This window comes from Metabacillus sp. GQ13 (assembly GCF_059758525.1).
Map to the genome: position 1 here is coordinate 19,961 of NZ_JCAXET010000024.1, position 24,366 is coordinate 44,326.

Sequence of the window (24,366 nt, forward strand, 5' to 3'; positions counted from 1 at the left end):
CATTTCACTTAGTAACATACATAGTGAAATGGCCTTTTTAATTATTTCAGATATTATAAAACTAAACGGGTGCTTGCACTTTTATTCTAAAATAAGAAAGTACAATATTTCTGTACTTCGACTAGTGTTTAGCTCCAGAGCCTAGCCCCTCGAGTCATAAGTCACTGATGAATTGAAGGAAAGGACACCTTCATTTCATCAGCGACTTATGCTTGTCGGGTCTGAACAAGGCTCTTCCGCTTTTCAATGAACTTACTTCGCTTCCTTTAACAGATCTCTAATCTCGGCTAACAGTTCTTCTTTTTTATCAATTACTGGTGCTGGAGGAGTCTCTTTCTTTTTGTAACGATTAAAGAAACGGACAACCATAAAGATCGAAAGGGAGATGATGAGAAAGTCGATGATTGATTGGAAAAAGGCTCCATACAATATGACTGCATCGCCAACTTTTAAAGATAATTTACTAACATTAATACCGCCCATAATAAGCCCAATTAATGGTGTGATAATATCTGCTACAAGAGAAGTCACGATTTTACCAAAAGCGGCACCAATGATTACGGCTACAGCTAAATCAAGGACATTACCTTTTAATGCAAACTTTTTGAATTCCTGTATCATATTTTCTTCCTCCTGATTATATAAGATGTACAATCCCTTCATGTTAGAGTAAAACATTATACTAATCAACTCGTAATTAGGGTATATATCGATTACACGCTAATAATCGCTTCATATGTATTAATTTCCTAGGATGAAAATTTCAGCATTTCTATTTTCTATCTACATACCTTGTAGTAATAACTACGTAATGGTGGTGATGTCTTGAAGAAGGTACTTTCCGATTTACATGAAGAAAGACTTGAGTGGCTAATTAATAAAAGGAAGATAAAATATCGACGAAATGATCTGGAGTATCAGGCTTTTGAACGAATGCTTCTGTCAATTGAGCGAAGAAAAATAGAGGTAGTCAAGGGTAGTGCAAAGATTAGTATTACAAATGAGATGGAACAAACGAAGGATTTAAGGGATGCGGAATATACCTGTCACTATAAATGGTTATATAAGCAAGAAGATCTATTTTTTATAGAGGAAAGAATTGAGCATCGCAAGGCTCGTTTATATAAGAATGAGCTTGTTGAAGACATAATGGTGGAAGATTTTAATCAGGAAATTGGGCATGAGATAGAAACGAAAGAACCCCGAGAAAAAGTTAATTTTATCTATGATCGCCTTGCTGCCGTTCAATATGCTGAGAGATGGTGGGATAGTACGAATCCACGCTATAAAAACTTCGAAGTAAATTGTACGAACTTTATCTCTCAATGTTTACATGCAGGTGGGGCTTCAATGAGAGGATATCCAAATCGATCCTCTGGATGGTGGATGCAACAAAACAATTGGAGTTTTAGCTGGACGGTTGCCAATGCGATGAGAAGCTTTTTGACTCATTCAAAGATAGGGTTAAGGGCAAAAGTTGTAACTAGTGCTGATCAATTAAGGCCTGGAGATGTGATTTGTTATGATTTTCAAGGTGATGGACGTTATGATCATACAACCTTTGTAGTTGCTAAGGATCAAGAGAATATGCCCTTAGTAAATGCACAAACTTATAATAGTCGTATGCGTTATTGGTCATATGAAGACTCAACTGCGTATACACCTAATATTCAGTATACATTTTTTCGAATCATCGATGATACCAGTTCGAAATAACAATGGTATACTATTTATACTAGTACAAATTAAAGTATGACGTTAGACTAGCTATGTACCTTGTTAATGGTGTGAGCTAATTGACGGTCATCACTTTTCTGAGAAAATAGATGAGGTGAATTAATTGTCTTTACATGTCGTATTATATCAACCAGAAATCCCAGCAAATACAGGGAATATTGCAAGATCCTGTGCAGCTACTAACACAACGCTCCATTTAATTCGTCCACTTGGATTTTCTACGGATGATAAAATGTTAAAACGAGCAGGACTCGATTATTGGGAATATGTGAATGTTGTATATCATGACTCATTAGATGAGTTATTTGATAAATACAATGAAGCAGAGTTCTTCTATTTAACTAAGTATGGTAAAAAGCCGCACACAACTTTTGACTATAGTAACTTGGATAAAGATTACTTCTTTGTATTTGGTCGTGAAACAACTGGGTTACCTAAGGATTTATTAGACAATAATAGCGATAAATGTTTACGTCTCCCTATGACGGATAATGTTCGTTCGTTGAATTTATCCAATACAGCTGCTATTTTAATTTATGAAGCATTGAGACAACAAAATTATCCTGACTTAACGTAAAAAAATAGCCTTCTTGTACATTTGTACAGGAAGGCTATTTTTATGTAGCTTTTAAAACCACTATCGATCTAATTATTTTTTTACGCCTGGCTTGCTATCATATCCTGCTGTGAAAATAGCCACCATGAACGCTAAGGTTACACCTAGAAGTAATATTAAGTTCATTGTTTAACCTCCTAATAGTTGTTTACTGCTTTAAGTACGGAGTCTTAAGGGTAAATATAGCTTTCCCTACATAGCTAGTTTCATTATAACGTAATCAAAATGTGTTTGGAATGGATAACAACCTTTTTTCATATAAATTAATGTTGCTTCATGGTTGTTGATTTTCGTAATAGAACTTTATTATTTATTTTACCTGGCTTCGTACTCTTTTCGATAAATTAATTAGCCATTTTCTTTTAAAATAGCATCTATTTATACGGAAAAATCCAATGACCGATTATTTTGGTAATATCCCGAAGTCGATATGACTAGGTTTGATACAACAAACCTTTAGAAAAGAGTCTATTTCTTTGAGTGAGTTTGCAGCTTTTTACCATCTTAGAAGAATGTTAAGGGACATCCTCGCATAAAGTGTATTAAACTGCACGAGTTTTTTTACACCTACGAACTATCATGAAGGAGGTCCTTATGGATATTTTAAAGAAGATAGAAAAGTATAGGGAAGATGAGCAACGGTTAAAGTGGGAAGGAACCTTCGTAGAGTATTTGGATATTGTTAAGGAAAAACCTTGGGTTGCACAATCAGCTCATTCTAGGGTTTACAATATGATTAAAGATGCTGGAGTTGAAGAGGTTGAGGGGAAACGAACCTACAAATTTTTCGATCACCAGTTGTATGGCTTAGAAGAGGCACTTGAGCGGTTAGTTGAGGAGTATTTTCATCCTGCTGCCAAGCGGTTAGATGTTAGAAAACGTATTTTATTATTAATGGGACCGGTAAGTGGAGGGAAGTCTACACTTGTTACGATGCTTAAACGCGGCTTAGAAGCTTATTCTTTAACAGAAAGAGGAGCAGTTTACGCTATTAAAGGTTGCCCTATGCACGAGGACCCATTGCATTTAATCCCACATCATTTACGCGGAGACTTTTTTGATGAATATGGAATTCGAATTGAAGGGAACCTCTCACCGTTAAATGTAATGAGATTAGAGGAAGAATATGGTGCTCGCATAGAGGATGTTCGTGTGGAGCGTGTATTCCTTTCTGAGGATAAACGGACTGGAATTGGTACCTTTAGTCCATCAGATCCAAAGTCACAGGATATCGCTGACTTAACTGGTAGTATCGACTTTTCTACGATAGCAGAATACGGGTCGGAGTCAGATCCGCGTGCGTATCGTTTTGATGGTGAATTAAATAAAGCAAACCGTGGGATGATGGAGTTCCAGGAGATGCTAAAATGTGATGAAAAATTCTTATGGCATCTGCTCTCTTTAACACAAGAGGGGAACTTCAAGGCTGGTCGATTTGCGTTAATCTCTGCGGACGAATTAATTGTTGCACATACAAATGAAACCGAGTATCGTTCATTTATTTCCAATAAAAAGAATGAGGCACTTCACTCGCGGATCATAGTGATGCCTGTACCTTATAATTTAAAAGTGTCAGAAGAGGAACGAATCTACGAAAAGATGATTAACGAAAGTGATGTATCTAATGTTCATATTGCCCCACACACGTTAAAGGTAGCGGCGATGTTTAGTATCTTAACTCGTTTAAAAGACCCTAAACGAGGAGATATAGACCTTGTTAAGAAAATGAGATTATATGATGGTGAAAGTGTAGAAGGTTTTAACTCGGTTGATGTAGAAGAACTCCAAAAGGAATACAACGATGAAGGAATGTCTGGGATTGATCCACGTTATGTCATTAACCGTATTTCATCAACAATTATCCGTAAGGAAATTCCATCAATTAATGCGCTTGATGTATTACGCGCACTAAAAGAGGGGCTTGCTCAACATGCATCAATTTCTAATGAGGATCGTGAAAAGTACTTAAACTTTATCTCGATAGCCCGTAAGCTATATGATGATATGGCGAAAAAAGAAGTTCAAAAAGCGTTCGTATACTCGTATGAGGAATCGGCTAAAACGCTTATGGATAACTACTTAGACAATGTTGAAGCCTATTGTAATAAAAATAAACTTCGTGATCCATTAACTGGAGAAGAAATGAATCCAGACGAAAAATTAATGCGATCCATTGAAGAACAGATTGGTATTTCTGAGAATGCGAAGAAAGCATTCCGTGAAGAAATTCTGATCAGGATTTCTGCTTATGCCCGTAAAGGGAAACGCTTTGATTACAATTCACATGAGCGTTTACGCGAGGCCATCCAGAAGAAGCTGTTTGCAGATCTAAAAGATGTTGTTAAAATAACAACATCCTCGAAGACACCAGATGAGCAGCATCTTAAGAAAATCAATGAAGTTGTCGCACGCCTAATAGATGAGCATGGCTATAACTCGACATCGGCAAATGATTTACTTCGTTATGTAGGAAGTTTATTGAATAGATAAGTATAATTAGTAGTGAGGCTGACAATTTAGTTATTGTCAGCCTTTTTGATCATTGTAGTTAATCGTGATCGACTTATCGATAGTAGATAAAAAACATCTACCTGTCCAAAATAAACAGGACAAAAAAAGTATACAAATACTATATGATGACTATTAATTAACACTGGATTTAGCCTAGGGAATTTTTAGTCCATTTTATTCAATAGAGGGTTGTTTTCGCAATGATTGTTGTTTTTTTGTAATAAGTAAATCTTTACGAATTCAGCCTATCTTCGTGCTCTTTTCGTTTAATTACTCTGTTATCCCAATGGAGATCGCTTCGTTTTAGATCATAAAAATCCAAAAGCCGATTTTTATTCGTACTAGAGCAACAAACTTTTAGAAAAGAGCCAAATAGAATAATAAAAGAATAAATAGAGGGCTATCTTAGTTTACTAACACGTAAGAAGATCCCTTATCATGTAAGGTTTAGTCAGGAACATGGGGACTTGTCTTATAATCATTGAGACACTTATATTTTCTAAATTATTTGTCAATAAAACGAATTCTTCGCATAGGATAGAGTAATCCACAGTTTTACAAGACTTAGTTGAATTGATAAATATTCATTCAAGTTAATGTATGCGAAATTTCATGTTTTGTGACACTTTTTTATAAAAAAATTTCCGGAGGGGGAATAGATTATATGTCAGGTCCAGAAGAACAGAATTTTGTCATCTCACAAGAAGATTGGACCCTCCATCGAAAAGGCCAGGATGATCAAACGCGTCATCAAGAAAAAGTACAAGAGGCAATTCGTAATAACCTTCCCGATCTCATTACAGAAGAAAGTATTATTATGTCAAAAGGGAAAGATGTTGTGAAGATTCCAATTCGTTCACTTGATGAATACAAAATTCGTTATAACTATGATAAAAATAAGCATGTTGGCCAGGGTGATGGAGAGAGTAAGGTTGGTGATGTTGTTGCAAGAGATGGCTCACAAGCAGATGCTAATGGGTCAGGTAAAGGGCAAGGTGCAGGAGATCAAGCCGGAGAAGACTATTATGAAGCAGAGGTTTCAATTCTAGAGCTTGAAACAGCACTCTTTAAGGAGTTAGAGCTTCCGAATCTTAAACAAAAAGAACGTGATAATATTGTCATTGAGAATATTGAGTTCAATGATATACGTCGAACAGGATTAATGGGAAATGTTGATAAGAAACGGACGATGTTATCAGCTTACAAGCGTAATGCCTTGGCTGGAGTCTCGAAGTTTCATCCAATATACCCTGAAGATTTAAAATATAAAACCTGGAACGAAGTTGTAAAACCAGAATCAAAAGCTGTTGTTATAGCTATGATGGATACCAGTGGTTCAATGGGGTTATGGGAAAAATATATGGCACGCAGCTTTTTCTTCTGGATGACTAGATTCTTAAGAACCAAGTATGAGAAGGTTGATATTGAATTTATTGCCCACCATACAGAGGCAAAAGTTGTCACAGAGGAGGACTTCTTCTCAAAAGGAGAAAGTGGTGGTACGATTTGTTCCTCAGCTTATCGAAAGGCACTTGAAGTCATTGAAGAAAAGTATAATCCATCGCGCTACAATATTTATCCTTTCCACTTTTCAGATGGTGATAATCTAACCTCAGATAATGCAAGATGTGTAAAGCTTGTTAATGAACTTGTGAAAGTATCGAGTATGTTTGGTTATGGTGAAGTAAATCAGTACAATCGCCACTCGACCCTTATGTCCGCATATAAAAATATCAATGATGAGAAGTTCCGCTACTATATCCTCAAGCAAAAAGCAGATGTATTCCAAGCAATGAAGAGTTTCTTTAGGAAAGATGAAGAGAATAAGTTGTATGCCTGATAGAAGGCCCTAACTCAGTTAATGAGGGGGCCTTTTGGTTTGGCGTACCTTCACATAATTTGTTCTTGAGAATCTAGTTGGCTCTTTGTGTTTCTTTTGTCTTATTGCAGAGTGCTCCAGTTTATACATCGATAAACGGGCGCATTGCGCTTATCGAAAGTGTCTAGCTTCAGGCGCCATCGGCTCGAGGCATAAGCCAATCCATCCAGAAGGTTAAAGAACAACCTTCCAGCTGGCTTGTCTTATGCTTTTCGCCGATAAACGGGCGCCTTGCGCTTTTCTTAGTTAATATCTTCCTAAAAAAGATGCCTTGATTTGGGGCATGCTAATAAAAATAGCAAGTACATCACGGAGGTTGGTGTTATTGGTGGAATTATTAATACTAGGAGTTCTTATCATTATAAATGCTTTTTTTTCTGCGTCTGAGACCGCTTTGGTTTCTTTAAATGATAGCAAAATAAAACTGATGGCTGATGGTGGAGATGAAAAGGCTAAAAAGGTACAGAGGCTTTTGTCTGAGCCGAGTGGATTTCTGGATACCATTCAAATTGGAATGACCTTTGCTGGATTATTAGCAAGTGCTTTTTCAGCTGTAAGGTTTACTGACCAATTAACTGAAGCGCTGTATGAAATAGATTTCTCTATTCCTAAGGAGATCTTGGGAATTGTTGCAGTCTTTTTTATTACTCTTTTCTTGTCTTATTTTACCTTAGTATTAGGACAACTTGTACCAAAACGTCTAGCCTTAAATAAGGCAGAATCTATTGCTATGTTAGTGGTTTCTCCTCTAACAATGCTTTCTAAACTAGCATTTCCTTTTGTCAAAATACTAACGCTATCATCCAATTTTATTGTGCGCCTTTTTGGTGTGGACCCTAATGCTGGTGGTGAATATGTTACAGAAGAAGAGATTCGAATGATGATTGATGTCGGCAAAGAACGAGGTACAATTCAAGAGGCAGAAAAAGTAATGATCAATAATATCTTTGAACTTGATAAGAAAACAGTGTCTGAAATAATGACACATCGCACAAATATTGTTGCTATTCCAATAAGCTATAGTTTAATTGAGACAGTACGATTAGTAAATATCGAGAAATATACAAGATTTCCTGTATATATAGAAGGTATTGATCGTATTGTTGGCATTCTACATGCGAAAGATTTAATACAATTTATTGAAGATTGTGATGAAAGCTCTTTTAACTTAAAAGAATTGCTAAGAGATCCATATTTTGTATTAGAGTCTAAACAAATTGATGAATTATTTAAAGAAATGCAAATGTACAATATACATATGGCCATTGCGATAGATGAGTATGGTGGTACAGATGGTGTCATTACAATAGAAGATATTATCGAAGAGATTGTCGGAAATATATTTGATGAATATGATGATCGTGAAATAGATGATGAAATCATTGTAGAAGTAGATTCTAATACCTATCTTATTCCTGGTACGACTAATCTTTTTGTTGTTGAAGATCTTTTAAATATTAGGATTCCAACTGAAGATTATGATACTTTAAGCGGTTTTGTCATCGAACAACTCGGATATATACCAAGTGAAGCGGAAAAGCCAGAAATTCTATTTGAAAATATTCTGTTTAAAGTCGAAGAAATGGACGACAAACGGATTTTGCAATTGAGAGTAACTGTATTAGATAGGGAAGAGATCGAGGTAATTGATGAGTAAGTAATATATATGTCTGTAACAATAATGGATGCATCTGATTAAATAGAATAGAACCTGAGCATTTTAGTAGTGATAATTTGAAGTACACGGTAAAATAAACAAAGGTGTTAAAATGAAAGGGGATACATATGGTATATACAGCTAATAATGATCGCTACAGTGAGATGAAATATAATCGAGTTGGAAATTCTGGACTACTATTACCAGCTATATCATTAGGGTTATGGCACAACTTTGGTGGAGTGGATCATTATGAGAATGGTCGAGCAATGGTACGTAGAGCATTTGATTTAGGTATTACCCATTTTGATTTAGCCAATAACTATGGACCGCCTCCAGGTAGTGCGGAGGAAATGTTTGGGAAAGTGCTAAAAACTGATTTTGCTCCTTATCGAGATGAAATGGTTATCTCCACAAAAGCTGGCTACCATATGTGGGATGGACCATATGGAGATTGGGGTTCAAAAAAATACTTAGTTTCAAGTCTAGACCAAAGTTTGAAGCGAATGGGACTTGATTATGTAGATGTGTTTTATTCCCATCGTCCTGACCCGAATACCCCTTTGGAAGAAACAATGGGTGCTTTGGATCAAATTGTACGACAAGGTAAGGCGTTATATGTTGGAATTTCCAGTTATGATGCTGAACAAACAGCTGAAGCGGTTAGCATCTTAAACGACCTAGGCACACCATTACTTATTCATCAACCAAGCTATTCAATGTTCAACCGTTGGATTGAGAATGGTCTCCAGGATGTATTGTCTGAAAATGGAGTAGGTTCTATTGCGTTTTGTCCACTAGATCAAGGTCTATTAACCAATAAGTACATTTCAGGTATACCTTCTGGCTCAAGAGCAGCTAAGGCAAATACATTTTTAGATGAAAAGCGGGTAACTGAAGAGGTTCTAAACCGTGTTACACAACTAAATGAATTAGCAGGAGAACGTGGTCAAAATCTAGCCCAAATGGCATTGGCATGGGTGCTACGCGAAGGGCGAGTTACTTCAGCTTTGATTGGGGCGAGTAAAGTTAGCCAAATAGAAGAGAATGTCGCAGCTCTTAATAACCTTTCGTTTACGACTGAAGAACTTGTGAAAATAGAAGATATTCTGAAAAATTAACTATATTAATAGGACCTGGTAAGACACAGAGTAGTCATTGTGTTTTTATCAGTCCTATTTTTTGTTTTTTGTAAGGCGATGTGAAAGCTTATGGTTGATGTATCAAATTATGTTTGTTGAAGTGGAAGACGGGAGTCAATGAGAGACCCCCAGGTGCAAGCGCCTGGGAGGCTACCTGACCGCAAACGTCTGGAACGGAAATCAACCTTAAATTTTAACAGAGCCTTTTGTAAATGAAAGTTTATTTTTAGGAGTAACATCACATTTCACTTAGAAATAATGAATATGTGAATAAATCGTGAACGAGAAGTAACTTATGAAAATATTTAGAAAATAAACCTTTTCACTAATTATTATTTATGATAAATTAAATAAGGTAGTTGATAATCAATCTCATTGAAAAAGGTTTTGCATAATGGAAAATGATAGTTATATCCTTTTTTATAGTAACGCCATTTCATGTCTAACAATATTCACTTACTTAATGATCTATTTGCATGTTCCAAATGGGCACTATTTCTCCTTACTAAGATGTTGATAGATTAGTATATACTTGCAAATAACAGGTGATTTTTTTTGATGAGTAGTGATAATGATTATCATAATTAACGAGTTCGTAACCATTTACCAAGGGATGTTAGAATAGAAATGACAAAATTATACTTAAGTATTGCACTTATTCTATTATCGTGCTGCTCTATTTTTATCGGTGTCATCGATTTAAATCCTAAGGATTTATTTAACTTAACAGATGAAAATACAAAAGTTCTTCTGTTGAGTCGTTTACCAAGATTGATCAGCTTGATTATTGCTGGAATCAGCATGAGTATATGTGGTCTGATCATGCAGCAGCTAACTAGAAATAAGTTTGTTTCACCTACAACAGCAGGGACAATGGATTCTGCTAGATTAGGTATATTAGTTTCCATGCTATTGTTTACTTCAGCTAGTCCAATTCAGAAGATGATTGTTGCATTCCTATTTGCTCTTGTCGGTACGTTTCTCTTCATGAAAATCTTGGATAAGATTAAGTTTAAAGATACGATCTTCATACCTCTAGTTGGATTAATGTTCGGAAACATAATTGGATCAATTACAACCTTCTTTGCTTACAAGCATGATCTGATCCAAAACATTGGATCTTGGTTACATGGAGACTTTTCATTAATTATGAAAGGAAGATATGAGCTTTTATACATAACAATTCCATTCGTAATCTTGGCTTATTTCTTTGCTAATAAATTTACTGTAGCGGGGATGGGTGAGGACTTTGCAAAAAACCTCGGTTTACATTATCGGAAAATTGTTAATATAGGGCTTGTTATCGTTGCATTAATTACAACAAGTGTTGTCTTAACAGTAGGTGTCATCCCTTACCTTGGACTTATTATCCCAAATATTGTTAGTATTTACCGAGGGGACCACTTAAGAAAAAGCTTACCAGAGACAGCATTACTAGGGGCAGTCTTTGTGTTAGCATGTGATATCATCGGCCGAATTATTATCTTCCCATACGAAATATCAGTCAGTGTCATTATTGGTGTAATTGGAAGTGTGATATTTGTGTACTTGTTAATGAGGAGAAGGGCGTATGCGTAGGAAATCATTAATACTATTAGGAATGGTCATTATCGCGGTATCCTGCTTTATCTTTTACGATATTGGACCCAATATAGATTATGTCCTACCGAGAAGAGTTACTAAGGTTGCTGCGATTATCCTTACAGGTGCCGCAATTGCATTTTCAACAGTAATCTTTCAAACCATAACAAATAACAGAATTTTAACACCTAGTATTATAGGGCTGGATGCATTATATATCCTGCTTCAAACAATCATTATCTTTGTTTCAGGTTCAATGTCATTTTTAATCTTAAATGACTACGTTAATTTTTTATTAGGCGTCGGGTTAATGGTTTTCTTTTCAACATTGTTATTCGGGTTCCTATTCAAAAGAGAACGGAATATCTACTTCCTATTACTAATAGGAATTATCATTGGGACATTATTTGGTAGCATATCTGAATTTATGCAAATATTGATTGATCCAAATGAATTTCTGATGGTGCAATCAAGAATGTTCGCGAGCTTTAATAATGTTCAAACTGATTTGTTATTGCTGGGCTTTCTGTTAATGATTATTGCTCTCATCTTTTATTGGCCAAATCACAAATATTTAGATGTACTGTCATTAGGAAGAGAGCATGCGATAAATCTAGGGATTGACTATGATTTAATTGTTAGAAGGTTACTTATTGTTGTCGCAATATTAATAGCAATATCAACTGCATTAGTTGGTCCAATTACATTTTTAGGACTGCTTGTTGTCAATGTTACACATGAATTCTATAAGACATATAAGCATAAACACTTAATTATTGGTTCCATCTTGATTAGCGTTTTAGCATTGGTAGGTGGTCAATTCATAGTAGAAAAGATATTCACGTTCCAAACAACGGTTAGTGTAATCGTGAACTTTATCGGAGGCGTTTACTTCATCTATCTACTATTAAAGGAGAATCGCTCATGGTAGAAGTCAGAAAAGTAACAAAGAGATATGGTCAGAAAACAGTTGTAGATGATGTCTCTGTAAAAATTGCAAAAGGAAAGATCACTTCATTCATAGGACCAAATGGTGCTGGGAAAAGTACTTTGTTATCTGGAGTTAGTCGGCTTATATCGATGGATGAAGGTGAAATATATATTGGTGATCAAAATATCCAAAAGGTAAAAACGAATGATCTTGCTAAGCAAATATCTATATTAAAGCAGACAAACTCGATTAATATTCGTTTAACTGTAAAGGAGCTTGTTGCCTTTGGTAGATTTCCCTATTCACAGGGTCGCCTGACGGATGAAGACTGGAAGGCTGTCGATGAAGCCATTGCTTATATGGGTATGAACGATTTACAGGACCGTTTTTTAGACCATTTAAGTGGAGGGCAGAGGCAAAGAGCTTATATCTCTATGGTCATTGCTCAGAATACAGATTATGTGTTACTAGATGAACCACTAAATAATTTAGATATGAAGCATTCTGTGCAGATTATGAAGAACCTGAGAAGACTAGTTGATGAGCTTGGAAAGACCGTAGTTATTGTCCTTCATGATATTAATTTTGCTTCTTGCTATTCAGACTATATTGTCGGCTTAAAGGATGGCAGGGTTGTAAGAGAAGGTACTAAGGATGAAATCATGAATTCTGATGTTCTTAGGGATATCTATGATATGGATATTCCAGTCCAAACAATTGATGGGCAAAAGATTTGTGTGTATTTTTCTTAAGTTATAATTTATCAAACAATTTGTTATACGGGAGGAAACTCCCTTTATTTTAACAACTGCATTGATAATGATTATTATTGTTAATAAAGTTCTTTCTAAAAAGTCTTAATGCACTAAGCCTGAGCAGGAGCACGCGTATCAGGCTAAATGAGTAAAGAATTATCTATTACTTAAACAACAATCTTTGCAGAACAGCCTTATTGTATTTCAGTTTAAATAAAAAATAGGAGTGATTTTTGATGAAGAAATTATATTCATTTTTAACAGTTGCATTATTTATTTTTGTATTAGCTGCATGTGGAGCAGATACAAGTAGTACCGATGAACCAAAAGCAAAAGAAACAGCAAACGAAGAAACAACTGAAGGTGCTGAAGCTAAAAGTGAAGAAATTACCGTTAAGCATGAATTAGGAGAAACACCTTTAAAGACAAACCCTGAAAAGGTTGTTGTATTTGACTTTGGAGTACTTGATACATTAGATAAATTAGGAGTAGAAGTTACTGGTTTACCGCAAGATAATGTTCCTGATTACCTATCAAAATACGCAGGCGAAGAGTATCAAAGTGTTGGTAGCTTGAAAGAAATTGATTATGAAAAGCTATCTGAAATCGGACCAGACCTCATTATTATCTCTGGAAGACAAGGTGATTTTTATAAAGAATTATCAGAGATTGCTCCAACGATTTTCCTAGGAGTAGATACAACAAAATATATGGAATCATTTGAAGAAAACATGAACACAATAGGTCAAATTTTTAATAAACAAGAAGAAGTTGAGAAAGAAGTTGCAGCCATTAAAGAAACACTTACTTCAGTAGATGAGGCAGCAGCAGATACGAATGCACTTGTTGTTCTATTAAATGATGGTGCAATCAGTGCATATGGTTCAGGGTCACGTTTTGGTATTATTCATGATGTTATGGGTGTTCCAGCCGTTGATGAAAATATTGAAGCATCTACACACGGACAAAAAGTTACATTTGAATATATTGTCGAAAAGGACCCTGAATATTTATTTGTTATCGATCGTACAGCAGTAGTTGGTGGTGAAACATCAGCAGATGAAGCGTTAGAAAATGAATTAATTAAAGGTACGAAAGCATATAAAAATGACAATATTGTCTACTTAGATCCTGCAATATGGTATTTATCAGGTGGCGGATTAGTATCAGTTAGCGAGATGGTAAAAGAGGTTGAAGCAGGACTAGAATAATTATTTGAAAGTAAAGGCAATGTTAACGTTTAGGATTTTTCACACTATGTTGATTGAAGTGGAAGACGTGAGACTCCTGCTGGAGAAGCGAGGACACGCAGGAGCATTCGCAGAAGAGGCTCCCGGACCGCAGCGGAAAGCGAACGTCTGGATGGAAATCAACTTTCAATTTTAACAAAGTCTAAGTTAATAGCTTCACTTCAGTTAGGCAGTGGACTTCTTTTAAAGTCATCCACTGCTTTTTATTATGAAAACGAAATGGGAAATGTAAATTGAGTAGGCAGATAGTTAAAACGTTTGATGGAACCTACGTATGAGAACAAAAAACATCCATTAAATAATATGGATTAAAACCCCAATTAGTAACGAACTATCGTTCTATACTGGGCTTTTCTCCCATGTTATAATGGGAATAAAACCTTGGAGTGATTTCTATTTTTAAGTTAGGGGAAATATACAAACGAAATAACTCCTCTTTTTTAGAAAGAGAACAGAGGAGATTATCAGAATTATATAATCTTAATCTCGATCATACTCCAGATGATGAATCATTTAATCCAATAACCAAGTTGGCAAGTAGAATCTTTCGAGTGCCAATTTCTCTAATAACATTAATTACAGAGGATCAACACTGGTTTAATTCCTGTGTTGATCTAACTGGAAATTTGCTTGAGGAAGGTTCTTTTGAAGGATTTTCTGCATTTTGCCATTATGTTGTTGCTGATGGTTTACCATTTGTTGTAGAGGACACTTTAGCTGATGGTAGGTTTACAGATAATGAGCTATTAAATAAACTTAATATTCGCTTTTATGCAGGTATTCCGATTGTTACAAAAAATAATCATGTGCTTGGTTCAATATGTATAATTGATACGAATCCACGTTCATTTAGTGAAGAAGAGTTAGAAATATTGTTAGGTCTAAGTTATTGGGTGAAGTCTGAAGCTGATTCCAAAGTAGATTTAATTGAGAAAATCTTACATGAGCATTCGATAAAGTCCCTATATGAAGTAATTAGTAATAACGAGATATTTATGAAAGAGAAAGTAAGAAAGCTTTTACAAATTAGTTGTGAGCGCTTTCGCTTAGCTAATGGAATGATTTCTTTGGTTAATGGAGAGCACTATAAGGTTTTAGAAGTAATCGGGGAATTAGAAGAATTCATAAAAATAGGAAATGCCATTCCGATAGCAGATTCATGTTTGTCTATAATGACTGAAATAATAGAACCAGTACATGGTAAAGTGGACGATCAATATAATATTGTTAGCAGTCTAGATATAGATGAGTACATAGGAGCGCCGGTATTTGTAAATAAAAAGCTACATGCTTCACTTTTCCTCTTCCCAAATCGAAAAACAGTAAGAAGGATGTCATGCTTAGATTTAGAATTTTTACAATTACTGACGCAAATGATTGGAACTGAAATTGAACGTAGTCAATCAGAAACCAAATTGTTACAAAGTCAGAGGCTTTTTCAACAAATCTCAAATAATATAAAAGAAGCATTCTGGATGTATGATAGGAATGAAGGGAAACTCTTGTTTACAAGCTCTGCATGTAAGGATATATACGGAATGGATTCTGAAGAGTATAACAAAAACCCAACAAAATGGTTTGATATCGTTCATCCCGAAGATCTAGACAGATTAACAAAGAGTATGGAAACACTACAAGAAAGTGAAGAATACGATATTCGGATAATAAATCAAGATAAGTCTGTCCGGTGGATCCGTCAACGAATTGTGCCAATAACAAATAAAAGCAAAAAAATTTATCGAATAGCTGGAGTTGCTGAGAATATCACAGAGCAAAAAATAAATGAAGCATTAGTTAGGAGATCTGATAAATTAGCAGCGGTTGGTCAATTAGCTGCCAGTATTGCTCATGAAATTAGAAACCCTTTAACAAGTATTAAAGGGTTTATCAAACTAATAAACAATATTCAGTTTCCGTATCATGAGGTACTACTTTCAGAAATAGGCCAAATTGAAGACTTTATTAAAGAAATTCTTATGCTTGCAAATCCTCATCATGAAATCAAACAGGTACAGAGCGATTTGTTTGATCTTTTGTTTAATGTTGTAAAAGGGATCGAAGGACAGGGAAGTCTTTCCACTACCAAGTTTAGATTTAAACAATGTGAAGAAGTATTGTCTATTATTTGTGATGAAAATCAAATGCAACAGGTATTCCTAAATATAATTGATAATGCAGTTGAAGCAATGCCCAACGGTGGGACAATAACAATTGAAACGGGGAAAGAAAATGAGCAGTTTGCCTATGCTATGATTGAAGATCAAGGAATCGGAATGACTGAGGAAAGACTAGCACAGTTAGGAGAACCCTTCTATTCCAACAAAGAAAAGGGTTGTGGTTTAGGTTTAATGATCAGTTGTAAAATAATCCAAAATCATGAGGGGAAAGTTGAGTTTAAAAGTCAGCTAGATAAAGGGACTAAGGTGAAGGTCTTATTACCAATAAGTATTTGCGAGAAATAAACCAAATGTTTGTAACCGATACATCTGCCAATTTCTCATAAGTAGGTGTATCTAATGAAATGTTACTAGATAAGAAATAAATATGAGAACTAGGAATGTAATGAACCCTAGTTCTTTTTTGCTCTTAAATTCACATTCTTACTATTATGACAACTTAATTATCAGATCAAACGTATAGTAGTCAAAATAAGGCGAATACTAGGAAAAAATGCTAATGGAGGAAAGTATGAAAACACTTATCATCCTGGCGCATCCGTCTGAGAACAGTTTTAATGCTGCCATTTGTCATAAGGCCAAAGATCATATGGAATCAAATAAAGAATATAAAGTGAAAATACGTGACCTGTACAAGCTTTCATTTAATCCAATTTTAACTGAGGACAATCATACCGCTTTTTTTCAGGATAAACTGTCTGAAGAAATCCAATTAGAGCAAAGTGAAATATCTTGGGCTGACAACCTAATTTTTGTATTCCCAACTTGGTGGTGTGGGATGCCGGCTATCTTAAAGGGGTATTTTGATCGCGTGTTTACGAATGGTTTTGCTTTTAGATATACAGATGGTGAAGCAGATGGATTACTTAAAGGAAAGAAAGCCGTTGTTTTCCAGACTACAAGTCAAACAGAAGAGTTTATGAAACCTAGTCAACTTGTTTCATCAATGGAAACGGTCATGGATCTTGGTATTTTAGATTACTGTGGGATTAATGTTATTAATCATAAATTCTTCTATTCCGTTCCACATATTGATAATGAAATGAGAGAAAAGATGTTAAAAGAGGTGATTAGAGTAGTAGATATTTTATAACGCTATTACGTGTAAAATTGTTTACAAAAAATTTACACGAATTAGTCCCATTCTATAAGCATAGTTAATAATATCAGTTTTTTCTGTGATATAATCAAACTATTAACTGAGAAAGAGTGGACAATATATGAAGAAGCTATCATATTTATTGATTATTATTGGTCTTTGTATTGTTGGTTATGCTGTTTGGGAAATTGCTGATACAAAAATACAAACATCAAGGTCATTAGATGAAGCCAAAGCAATAGTTGAATCTCCACCTAATAAAGAAGTATTTAAAGTAGAAGATGGATCTTTTAAGCCACCAATGGGTGAGGCTGTAGGTATTTTGCAAATTCCTAAGTTGAATGCTGATTTGCCGATTGTTGAAGGAACAGATCCCGACGATTTAGAAAAAGGTGTAGGCCACTATAAGGGTAGTTATTATCCTGAAGAAAATGGTCAAATTGTTTTATCAGGTCACCGAGACACTGTGTTTAGAAAGGCTGGAGAACTCGAGATTGGTGATGCACTCGAAGTTGTACTTCCGTACGGGAATTTTGAATACGAAATTACCAGTACAAAAATTGTAGAAGCAGATGATCTTAGTATCATTACTTTGCAAAATGACAGTGAAGAATTACTATTAACAACTTGTTACCCATTCAGTTATGTTGGAAATGCTCCGCAACGTTATATTATTTACGCTAAAAAGAAGGTAGTATAAAAAAGGCTGATGCGAAAGAATTTATCTTTTGTTGTCAGCTCTTTTTAATTAGCTTTAAGTAATACCCTATATTTATTAATCGACAATGGCTGCAATATCTTTAGGATAATTTGCACGTACTGAAATGGTTTCAGCAGTTAGTGGGTGCATAAACGAAATACTAATAGCATGTAAAGCCTGTCTATCAATCATCCCTTTTTTTCCCCCATACAATGTATCACCTATTATCGGATAGCCAATTGAACTTAAGTGTACACGAATCTGATGAGTTCTACCTGTATCGAGATTAAGTGACAAAAGAGAAATATTTTTAGTAGCTAGATAATTTTCAACTTGATAATTTGTTTTAGCCGTTTGTCCATTTGGAGAAACCCTTCTTCGTGTAGCGTGATGACGATCTCTTCCAATTGATTGATTAATTTGCCCCTTACTAGTTGCCAACTCCCCTTCTACAATTGCAAGGTAAGTCCGTTTTATTTTTCTTAATTCTAGTTCCTGATCTAATAAAGAATGTGCTAAATCATGTTTAGCAAAAATGATTGCACCGGATGTATCTTTATCAAGACGGTGGATATGCCTAACTCTAGTTTTTAAACCGTTCTGTTGAAAGTGATAAGCAACTCTATTTGCTAATGTTCCTTTTTGATCTGGTTTATTTGGATGCGTGTCTATTCCAGCCTCTTTATTTACGATTATTAGATGTTCATCTTCATATAGAATCTCAATTGATTTATTTTCGGGGAGTACGCCATATTCCTCGTCTCCAAATATATGCAAAAGTAATAGATCTCCACGTTCAAGTTTATGATTAACGTCAGCAACGTGGTTATTTTTTTTTATAGCTGACACTGAGTTCCATTTTTGAATCAAAGCTTTAGAAGCACCAAGTTCCTTTGATAATACATGAAATACTGTGTTATTCGCCCATTCTACTGGAATAGTAAATCCCAACCATTCACCAAAACGCTTCAACAAGATCACCAATCCTTATATTTCAATTGTTTATTCCCAAGGCTCTTTTCTAAAAGTTTGATGCTCTAGTACGAATAAAAATCGGCTTTTGGATTTTTATCGTATTCCATTAAAGCAATTTCAAGAGAAAATCACTAAGTAAATATCCGAAAAGAGCACGAAGATAGACTAAATCCGTAAAGTAGAGCTATTTACGTAAAATAACTATCTTTGCGAAAACTGCTATTCCAAATTATACAGATTAAAGATTGGATGTACAATCTAGTTACGGTAACACTTACCTCTGCAATCTCGAAATATACTATGTTATGCTAACTGTAGCGACAAAAGCGTAAACTAGAAGTCAAAATGCTTAGCACTGTACAAGAAACGAACAGTGAAAAAAGAAGAGAATGAAAGAAAGAAAAAGGGTGGTTTAAATGAAGGTTGTTGTTGCCTCTACAGAAGAACAAGAGAGCCATATTGCCGAGCTTGTAGAACATATATTTACGGAAATCTTACCGAAATTCTTTCCAGATGGTGAAATTAAAGTCTTAAAAGAGCAAAAAGTATTGCAGCCTCAGGCTTCTGATCAACTGTATAACTCAACATTGAAGGATGCCTTTAAGATCATTTCAAGCCTACAAGCACTAATCGCAGTACTTGCCCATATTAATGATTGTGAACATGGGCAAGAATATCAAGAGATGTTTGAACGTAATAGTCTAAATTTAAATGAATATGGATACTTTTTTCCACTTTCATTTTCACAATTCAAAGAAGCTGAAAGCCAAGAGGGCATATTCAGTCAATTCATTAAACCTGCTAATGATTGGATTGTTTAATGTTTTTGTAAGGTTGAGAGACCAATAAAACATAAAATATATGCTTGAATTATTCTAAATGCAATAAAAGGACGAAACCATGTATGGTTTCGTCCTTTTACTTTCTTACTCAGATTTCCATTCTGTTAATAGTGATTCGAAGACTTCTTCACTACTTGAACCTTCTTGGCGAGCAACTTCTTTTCCATCTTTGTAATGAACAAGAGTTGGTGTCTGAGTAATATTATATTGTCCCCAAGCATCTTCATATTCAAGTATGTTAAATTGCCCAATTTCAACACCAAGATCATCTGCAACAGGCATTAAAACGGGAGTAGTAGCTTTGCAATGTTCACATTCAGGGCTAAAGAAATAAACAATTGTATCTTCTTTATTATCAAGTTTTTCTTCTAATTCATTAGGTAAAATGATGTCTTGATAGTTAGGATCATCTAAAAGGGAAATAGTTGATGGGCGTAAATCATCTTTTCCATATACGTTTCCTTCTGCTTTTTCATTTTTTTGATAAGTTGTTACGAATATTAGTGCCCCGAATAGGACAATAATAATTGAACCAAATAGTAGGATTTTTTTCATGTTAACGACCTGCCTTTTTTAAAATTAATAAACTTGTAAGGAAAATTGTGATGAATGCTAATAGTGCCAAGAAAGGGATTGTAATAAATCCTAGCCAATTAATATATTCTCCCGTACATGGGACAATACCACATGATAGTGAATTATCCCCTAGAAAGTCAACCTTTTGAATACTGTAATGGTAGATCGAAATACACCCACCAATAGCAGATAGAATTAAAGAATAAAGGGCAACGCTGGCATCCTTTTTAAAAACAGCAATTCCTAGAATAATAACTAATGGATACATAAAGATTCTCTGATACCAACAAAGGTTACAAGGGGTATATTTCATTATTTCTGAAAAATATAGACTTCCTAATGTAGCAATAAAAGAAGCTACCCATCCAATCGATAATAAATTTTCAATACGCTTTTCATTTGAATTTGACATAGCATCTCCTCGCAAAAACTCTATTTACTTAAATTATAGTCGTAACTAAGAGTACTGTAAAATAGATAGATTGTGAACTTTCGTTTAAGGGCAGAAATTATATGTCATGGAAGATATTTTTTAGGAATAAATTAGGAAATGTACAAAGGCTCATTTGAAATATAGTTTGTTTAAATGTAGCTTTGGCTTATTTAGTAGAGATTATGTTTGTAAATACATTTTTTAATAAAGCAGAAATATTTGTTCATACTAAGTACGAAAGGGGTGAATAATCTTGAATACTATTCAAGAATGTATGACAACTAACGTGGAGACAGTATCCTCAAATCAAACAATTAAAGAAGCTGCAGCAATTATGAGTCGAAATAATGTTGGTTCTATACCTGTAGTCGATAATGGTGAGCTTAAAGGGATCATCACTGATCGAGATATCACAACGAGATCAACAGCGCAAGGTGGAGATAGTACGACACCTATTTCACAGGTTATGTCAACAAATCTTGTCTCTGGGCATACAGCTATGTCTACGCAAGAGGCTGCAAACGTTATGGCACAACATCAAATTCGTCGATTACCAATTGTCGAGAACAACCAGTTAGTTGGCATTGTGGCACTAGGTGATTTAGCTACAAATGAAATGTCAGACCAAGCTGCCGGAGTAGCATTAACAAATATTTCAGTACCAAATCAAACAACCTAATTAATAGTACCTAAAGAAGGGGACAAGTTACATTGTCTCCTTTTTTGGTTTTTTCGTATATAGAATTTGGACTATATATAGCGAGTGGTTCAATTATTGGGGAAAGTGGCTCAATAAACCGGAAAAGCGGTTCAATAATCGGCAATTGCGGTTCATAAAAAGACAAAACGGTCTCAATAATCACAGAAAGTGGTTTAATTAACCAATAAATTCAAACAAGGAGCGAACTCCACATAGCTCGAAAAGTGAAAGCATAACCTAATAGTTGTATACTATAATAGAGGTGATGAGAAATGATAAAAGCAATTATATTCGATTTTGATGGACTAATTTTGGATACCGAAACACATGAATACGAGGTTTTATCTGAATTATTTGCAGAATATCAATGTGAATTGCCATTAAGTATATGGGGGAAATTAATTGGTACCAAATCTGATTTTCACCCTTTTACATACCTTGAGGAACAATCTAAGAGAAAGCTGGATTATGAACTCCTTTCAAAAATGCAAAAAGAAAGATTTGCTAAAAGGATTGAAGTAGAACAGGCTAGACCAGGTGTTGTTGAGTACTTAGAAGCAGCTAAAACACTTAATCTTAAAATAGGACTTGCTTCAAGTTCAAATTTTCAATGGGTTTCATCTCATTTAAAAAGGCTTAATCTTTTAGATCATTTTGAATGTATTCGTACCTCCGATCATGTGGAAATCGTGAAACCTGATCCAGCCCTATATCTTGAGGCTGCTAAATGTCTTGGTGTACGACCAGAGGAGTGTATTGCATTTGAGGATTCTGCAAACGGGGCATTGGCTGCCAAGCGTGCTGGAATGAGTTGTGTAACTGTTCCTAATGCGGTAACTAAGGATTTAGACTTTTGTGAAGTGGATCATACTCTTGAATCGATGGCACAAATGAAATTGAAGGATCTAATCTCGTTTTTAAATAAAAAATAAAGGGTAATATAGTCAGAGTGATCAAAATTTTAGTTTGTTTTCGCAATATGTAAATCTTTACGAATTTAGCCTATTTTCGTGCTCTTTTCATAAATTACTCTGATATCTCTCTGGAGATAGCTTCAATTTACATTATTAAAATCCAACAGCCGATTTTTATTCGTACTAGCAACAAATTTCTAGAAGAGAGCCTCTAGAAATAGCCTATTAAAGGAGCCACCATTATGTCAGAAGAACTAGATTTATCTAAATTTGAAAAGAAGATGATCATTCGTAATATTGAAGAAGGTGATATTGAAGCGCTTTTGAAACTACAAGGAAAATGTTTTCCTGGTATGACACCATGGAAACGAGACCATCTTGAAAGTCATCTTGAACATTTTCAAGAGGGACAGTTTTGTGCTGAACTTGAAGGGAAAATTATCGGATCATGCTCAAGTCTTTTACTTAATTTTGATGAGTATGATGATCGTCATACATGGGACGATATAACAGATAACGGCTATATTACCAACCATGATCCTGAAGGCTATAATATGTATGGAATTGAAGTAATGGTTCACCCTAGCTATCGACGCATGAAAATTGGTCATCGTTTATATGAAGCAAGAAAAGATTTAGCTAGAAGGCTTAATTTGAAAAGTATTATTATTGGTGGTCGGATTCCCAACTATTATCGTTATTCTGATGAGCTTACAGCTAGGGAATATGTTCAGCAAGTGACATTACATAAGATTTACGATCCAGTTTTATCTTTTCAGTTATTAAATGAATTTACGTTAATGCGAATAAATCCAAATTATTTATCAGATGATTTAGCTTCAAATAAGTACGCAACATTAATGGAATGGAATAATGTTGATTATCAACCAAATGCAAAGAGGTTTTATAAAACATCGAATCCGGTTCGTATTTGTGTTGTTCAATATATGATGAAGCAAATTAATTCATTTGAAGAATTTGCAAAACAGGTAGAATATTATACAGATGTAGCTTCAGATGCAAATTCAGATTTTGCGGTGTTTCCCGAAATTTTCACAACGCAACTTATGTCCTTCCTTGATGAAAAGTCACCAAGTAGAGCGATTCAAAGGTTAACGGAATTCACCGAGGAATACATTGAACTTTTCACTGAGTTAGCAGTTCGCTATAACGTGAACATTATTGGTGGTTCACATGTAGTTGAGGAAGAAGGGAAAATTTACAATATTGCTTATTTATTCAGACGTGATGGAACAATCGAAAAGCAATATAAATTGCATATTACGCCAAACGAAAGAAAATGGTGGGGGATTAGTCGCGGAGATGAAGTGAAGGTATTTGATACAGATTGTGGTAAAATAGCCATTCAAATTTGCTATGATATTGAATTTCCAGAACTTGCCCGAATTGCAACAGATCGTGGGGCTAAAATCATTTTCACACCTTTCTGTACGGAAGATCGTCAAGGCTACTTAAGAGTTCGTTATTGTTCTCAAGCACGTGCTGTGGAAAATCAAATATATACAGTTATTGCCGGAACGGTGGGTAACCTACCACAAGCGGAAAATATGGATATCCAATATGCTCAATCAGCTATTTTTGCACCTTCTGATTTTGAATTTGCACGAGATGGGATTGTTGTTGAAAGTAACCCCAATATTGAAATGGTTGCGATAGGTGATGTCGACTTGGAAATTCTAAGACGTCAACGCCAATCTGGAACTGTAAATCAGTTGAAGGATCGTAGAAAAGATATTTATTCGATTAATTATAATGAGAAACACTAAATAGAATGTGGCTGACTCTATATAAAGGGGTCAGCCTTTAGCATTCCAATTATTAAAATTGCAAGGGTTATAGTTTACATAAATATTTAAGTCATGGTCGATTC

21 protein-coding genes are annotated in these 24,366 nt (G+C 34.9%); 17 read left to right on the plus strand and 4 right to left on the minus strand.

Annotated elements, in window-relative coordinates:
* Positions 1-252: 252 nt before the first annotated feature.
* Positions 253-621, minus strand: coding sequence for a large conductance mechanosensitive channel protein MscL (mscL, locus tag AC6CHR_RS22650; protein WP_498251320.1), 369 nt, complete (start codon positions 619-621; stop codon positions 253-255).
* 204 nt (positions 622-825) lie between these two features.
* On the opposite strand from mscL, the gene AC6CHR_RS22655 reads away from it, so the two are divergent.
* From AC6CHR_RS22655 to srtD, 13 genes are all read left to right on the plus strand, one after another.
* Positions 826-1,716: an amidase domain-containing protein gene (locus AC6CHR_RS22655; protein WP_498251321.1), complete on the plus strand. Its 891-nt coding sequence runs from the start codon at positions 826-828 to the stop codon at positions 1,714-1,716.
* Between the two features lie 124 nt (positions 1,717-1,840).
* A complete protein-coding gene (trmL, locus tag AC6CHR_RS22660) occupies positions 1,841-2,314 on the plus strand; it encodes a tRNA (uridine(34)/cytosine(34)/5-carboxymethylaminomethyluridine(34)-2'-O)-methyltransferase TrmL (protein WP_498251322.1) in 474 nt (157 codons plus the stop codon).
* 633 nt (positions 2,315-2,947) lie between these two features.
* Positions 2,948-4,843 (plus strand): PrkA family serine protein kinase, encoded by a 1,896-nt coding sequence (locus AC6CHR_RS22665; RefSeq protein WP_498251323.1) that lies wholly within the window; start codon positions 2,948-2,950, stop codon positions 4,841-4,843.
* 685 nt (positions 4,844-5,528) lie between these two features.
* Positions 5,529-6,704 carry a sporulation protein YhbH gene (yhbH, locus tag AC6CHR_RS22670; protein ID WP_498251324.1) on the plus strand — a complete coding sequence of 392 codons (1,176 nt, stop codon included), beginning with the start codon at positions 5,529-5,531 and terminating at the stop codon, positions 6,702-6,704.
* A gap of 322 nt (positions 6,705-7,026) precedes the next feature.
* Complete coding sequence (locus AC6CHR_RS22675) at positions 7,027-8,400, plus strand: hemolysin family protein (RefSeq protein WP_498251325.1); 1,374 nt, start codon at positions 7,027-7,029, stop codon at positions 8,398-8,400.
* Positions 8,401-8,528: 128 nt separating this feature from the next.
* On the plus strand, positions 8,529-9,521 hold the full coding sequence (gene mgrA, locus AC6CHR_RS22680) for an L-glyceraldehyde 3-phosphate reductase (protein ID WP_498251326.1): 993 nt from the start codon (positions 8,529-8,531) through the stop codon (positions 9,519-9,521).
* Positions 9,522-10,169: 648 nt separating this feature from the next.
* Entirely contained in the window at positions 10,170-11,120 is a 951-nt protein-coding gene (locus tag AC6CHR_RS22685) for an ABC transporter permease (protein WP_498251327.1), read from the plus strand.
* Positions 11,113-12,054 carry an iron chelate uptake ABC transporter family permease subunit gene (locus AC6CHR_RS22690; protein ID WP_498251328.1) on the plus strand — a complete coding sequence of 314 codons (942 nt, stop codon included), beginning with the start codon at positions 11,113-11,115 and terminating at the stop codon, positions 12,052-12,054. Before AC6CHR_RS22685 ends, AC6CHR_RS22690 begins: the two co-directional genes overlap by 8 nt.
* Positions 12,048-12,806, plus strand: coding sequence for an iron ABC transporter ATP-binding protein (locus tag AC6CHR_RS22695; protein ID WP_498251329.1), 759 nt, complete (start codon positions 12,048-12,050; stop codon positions 12,804-12,806). The genes AC6CHR_RS22690 and AC6CHR_RS22695 overlap by 7 nt, the downstream gene beginning before the upstream one ends.
* A 239-nt stretch (positions 12,807-13,045) precedes the next feature.
* Positions 13,046-14,020, plus strand: a complete 975-nt coding sequence (locus AC6CHR_RS22700) for a siderophore ABC transporter substrate-binding protein (RefSeq protein WP_498251330.1) — start codon at positions 13,046-13,048, stop codon at positions 14,018-14,020.
* A 425-nt stretch (positions 14,021-14,445) separates the two neighbouring features.
* Positions 14,446-16,521, plus strand: coding sequence for an ATP-binding protein (locus AC6CHR_RS22705; RefSeq protein WP_498251331.1), 2,076 nt, complete (start codon positions 14,446-14,448; stop codon positions 16,519-16,521).
* 226 nt (positions 16,522-16,747) lie between these two features.
* Positions 16,748-17,329 carry an NAD(P)H-dependent oxidoreductase gene (locus AC6CHR_RS22710; RefSeq protein WP_498251332.1) on the plus strand — a complete coding sequence of 194 codons (582 nt, stop codon included), beginning with the start codon at positions 16,748-16,750 and terminating at the stop codon, positions 17,327-17,329.
* 127 nt (positions 17,330-17,456) lie between these two features.
* Positions 17,457-18,035 (plus strand): class D sortase, LPxTATN-specific, encoded by a 579-nt coding sequence (gene srtD / locus AC6CHR_RS22715; protein ID WP_498251333.1) that lies wholly within the window; start codon positions 17,457-17,459, stop codon positions 18,033-18,035.
* A 75-nt stretch (positions 18,036-18,110) separates the two neighbouring features.
* Here srtD and AC6CHR_RS22720 read toward each other — a convergent pair whose 3' ends face one another.
* On the minus strand, positions 18,111-19,010 hold the full coding sequence (locus tag AC6CHR_RS22720; RefSeq protein WP_498251334.1) for an RluA family pseudouridine synthase: 900 nt from the start codon (positions 19,008-19,010) through the stop codon (positions 18,111-18,113).
* Positions 19,011-19,426: 416 nt separating this feature from the next.
* Between AC6CHR_RS22720 and AC6CHR_RS22725 the strand changes: the two genes are divergently transcribed.
* Positions 19,427-19,831 (plus strand): DUF5365 family protein, encoded by a 405-nt coding sequence (locus tag AC6CHR_RS22725; protein ID WP_498251335.1) that lies wholly within the window; start codon positions 19,427-19,429, stop codon positions 19,829-19,831.
* 105 nt (positions 19,832-19,936) lie between these two features.
* Here the strand turns inward: AC6CHR_RS22725 and AC6CHR_RS22730 are convergent, their stop codons facing one another.
* Together AC6CHR_RS22730 and AC6CHR_RS22735 are read right to left on the minus strand one after the other, a co-directional pair.
* The gene (locus AC6CHR_RS22730; RefSeq protein WP_498251336.1) at positions 19,937-20,407 is read right to left on the minus strand and encodes a thioredoxin family protein; all 471 of its coding nucleotides are present in this window, start codon (positions 20,405-20,407) and stop codon (positions 19,937-19,939) included.
* A gap of 1 nt (position 20,408) precedes the next feature.
* Complete coding sequence (locus AC6CHR_RS22735) at positions 20,409-20,840, minus strand: disulfide oxidoreductase (protein WP_498251337.1); 432 nt, start codon at positions 20,838-20,840, stop codon at positions 20,409-20,411.
* 274 nt (positions 20,841-21,114) lie between these two features.
* On the opposite strand from AC6CHR_RS22735, the gene AC6CHR_RS22740 reads away from it, so the two are divergent.
* The 3 genes from AC6CHR_RS22740 (at position 21,115) to AC6CHR_RS22750 (ending at position 24,262) form a co-directional block, all read left to right on the plus strand.
* Complete coding sequence (locus AC6CHR_RS22740) at positions 21,115-21,540, plus strand: CBS domain-containing protein (protein ID WP_498251339.1); 426 nt, start codon at positions 21,115-21,117, stop codon at positions 21,538-21,540.
* A 293-nt stretch (positions 21,541-21,833) separates the two neighbouring features.
* The gene (locus AC6CHR_RS22745) at positions 21,834-22,493 is read left to right on the plus strand and encodes an HAD family hydrolase (protein WP_498251340.1); all 660 of its coding nucleotides are present in this window, start codon (positions 21,834-21,836) and stop codon (positions 22,491-22,493) included.
* A gap of 224 nt (positions 22,494-22,717) precedes the next feature.
* On the plus strand, positions 22,718-24,262 hold the full coding sequence (locus tag AC6CHR_RS22750; protein ID WP_498251341.1) for a GNAT family N-acetyltransferase: 1,545 nt from the start codon (positions 22,718-22,720) through the stop codon (positions 24,260-24,262).
* The last annotated feature ends 104 nt before the right edge of the window (positions 24,263-24,366 follow it).

Excerpts from the sequence above, each read along its gene's own strand:
- AC6CHR_RS22700 (WP_498251330.1), top strand. The coding sequence starts at position 13,046 with ATGAAGAAATTATATTCATTTTTAACAGTTGCATTATTTATTTTTGTA.
- AC6CHR_RS22685 (WP_498251327.1), top strand. The coding sequence starts at position 10,170 with ATGACAAAATTATACTTAAGTATTGCACTTATTCTATTATCGTGCTGC.
- AC6CHR_RS22665 (WP_498251323.1), top strand. The coding sequence starts at position 2,948 with ATGGATATTTTAAAGAAGATAGAAAAGTATAGGGAAGATGAGCAACGG.
- AC6CHR_RS22725 (WP_498251335.1), top strand. The coding sequence starts at position 19,427 with ATGAAGGTTGTTGTTGCCTCTACAGAAGAACAAGAGAGCCATATTGCC.
- AC6CHR_RS22695 (WP_498251329.1), top strand. The coding sequence starts at position 12,048 with ATGGTAGAAGTCAGAAAAGTAACAAAGAGATATGGTCAGAAAACAGTT.
- mscL (WP_498251320.1), bottom strand. The coding sequence starts at position 621 with ATGATACAGGAATTCAAAAAGTTTGCATTAAAAGGTAATGTCCTTGAT.
- AC6CHR_RS22745 (WP_498251340.1), top strand. The coding sequence starts at position 21,834 with ATGATAAAAGCAATTATATTCGATTTTGATGGACTAATTTTGGATACC.
- mgrA (WP_498251326.1), top strand. The coding sequence starts at position 8,529 with ATGGTATATACAGCTAATAATGATCGCTACAGTGAGATGAAATATAAT.
- AC6CHR_RS22710 (WP_498251332.1), top strand. The coding sequence starts at position 16,748 with ATGAAAACACTTATCATCCTGGCGCATCCGTCTGAGAACAGTTTTAAT.
- AC6CHR_RS22675 (WP_498251325.1), top strand. The coding sequence starts at position 7,027 with ATGCTAATAAAAATAGCAAGTACATCACGGAGGTTGGTGTTATTGGTG.
- AC6CHR_RS22730 (WP_498251336.1), bottom strand. The coding sequence starts at position 20,407 with ATGAAAAAAATCCTACTATTTGGTTCAATTATTATTGTCCTATTCGGG.
- AC6CHR_RS22750 (WP_498251341.1), top strand. The coding sequence starts at position 22,718 with ATGTCAGAAGAACTAGATTTATCTAAATTTGAAAAGAAGATGATCATT.
- AC6CHR_RS22690 (WP_498251328.1), top strand. The coding sequence starts at position 11,113 with ATGCGTAGGAAATCATTAATACTATTAGGAATGGTCATTATCGCGGTA.
- yhbH (WP_498251324.1), top strand. The coding sequence starts at position 5,529 with ATGTCAGGTCCAGAAGAACAGAATTTTGTCATCTCACAAGAAGATTGG.
- AC6CHR_RS22735 (WP_498251337.1), bottom strand. The coding sequence starts at position 20,840 with ATGTCAAATTCAAATGAAAAGCGTATTGAAAATTTATTATCGATTGGA.
- srtD (WP_498251333.1), top strand. The coding sequence starts at position 17,457 with ATGAAGAAGCTATCATATTTATTGATTATTATTGGTCTTTGTATTGTT.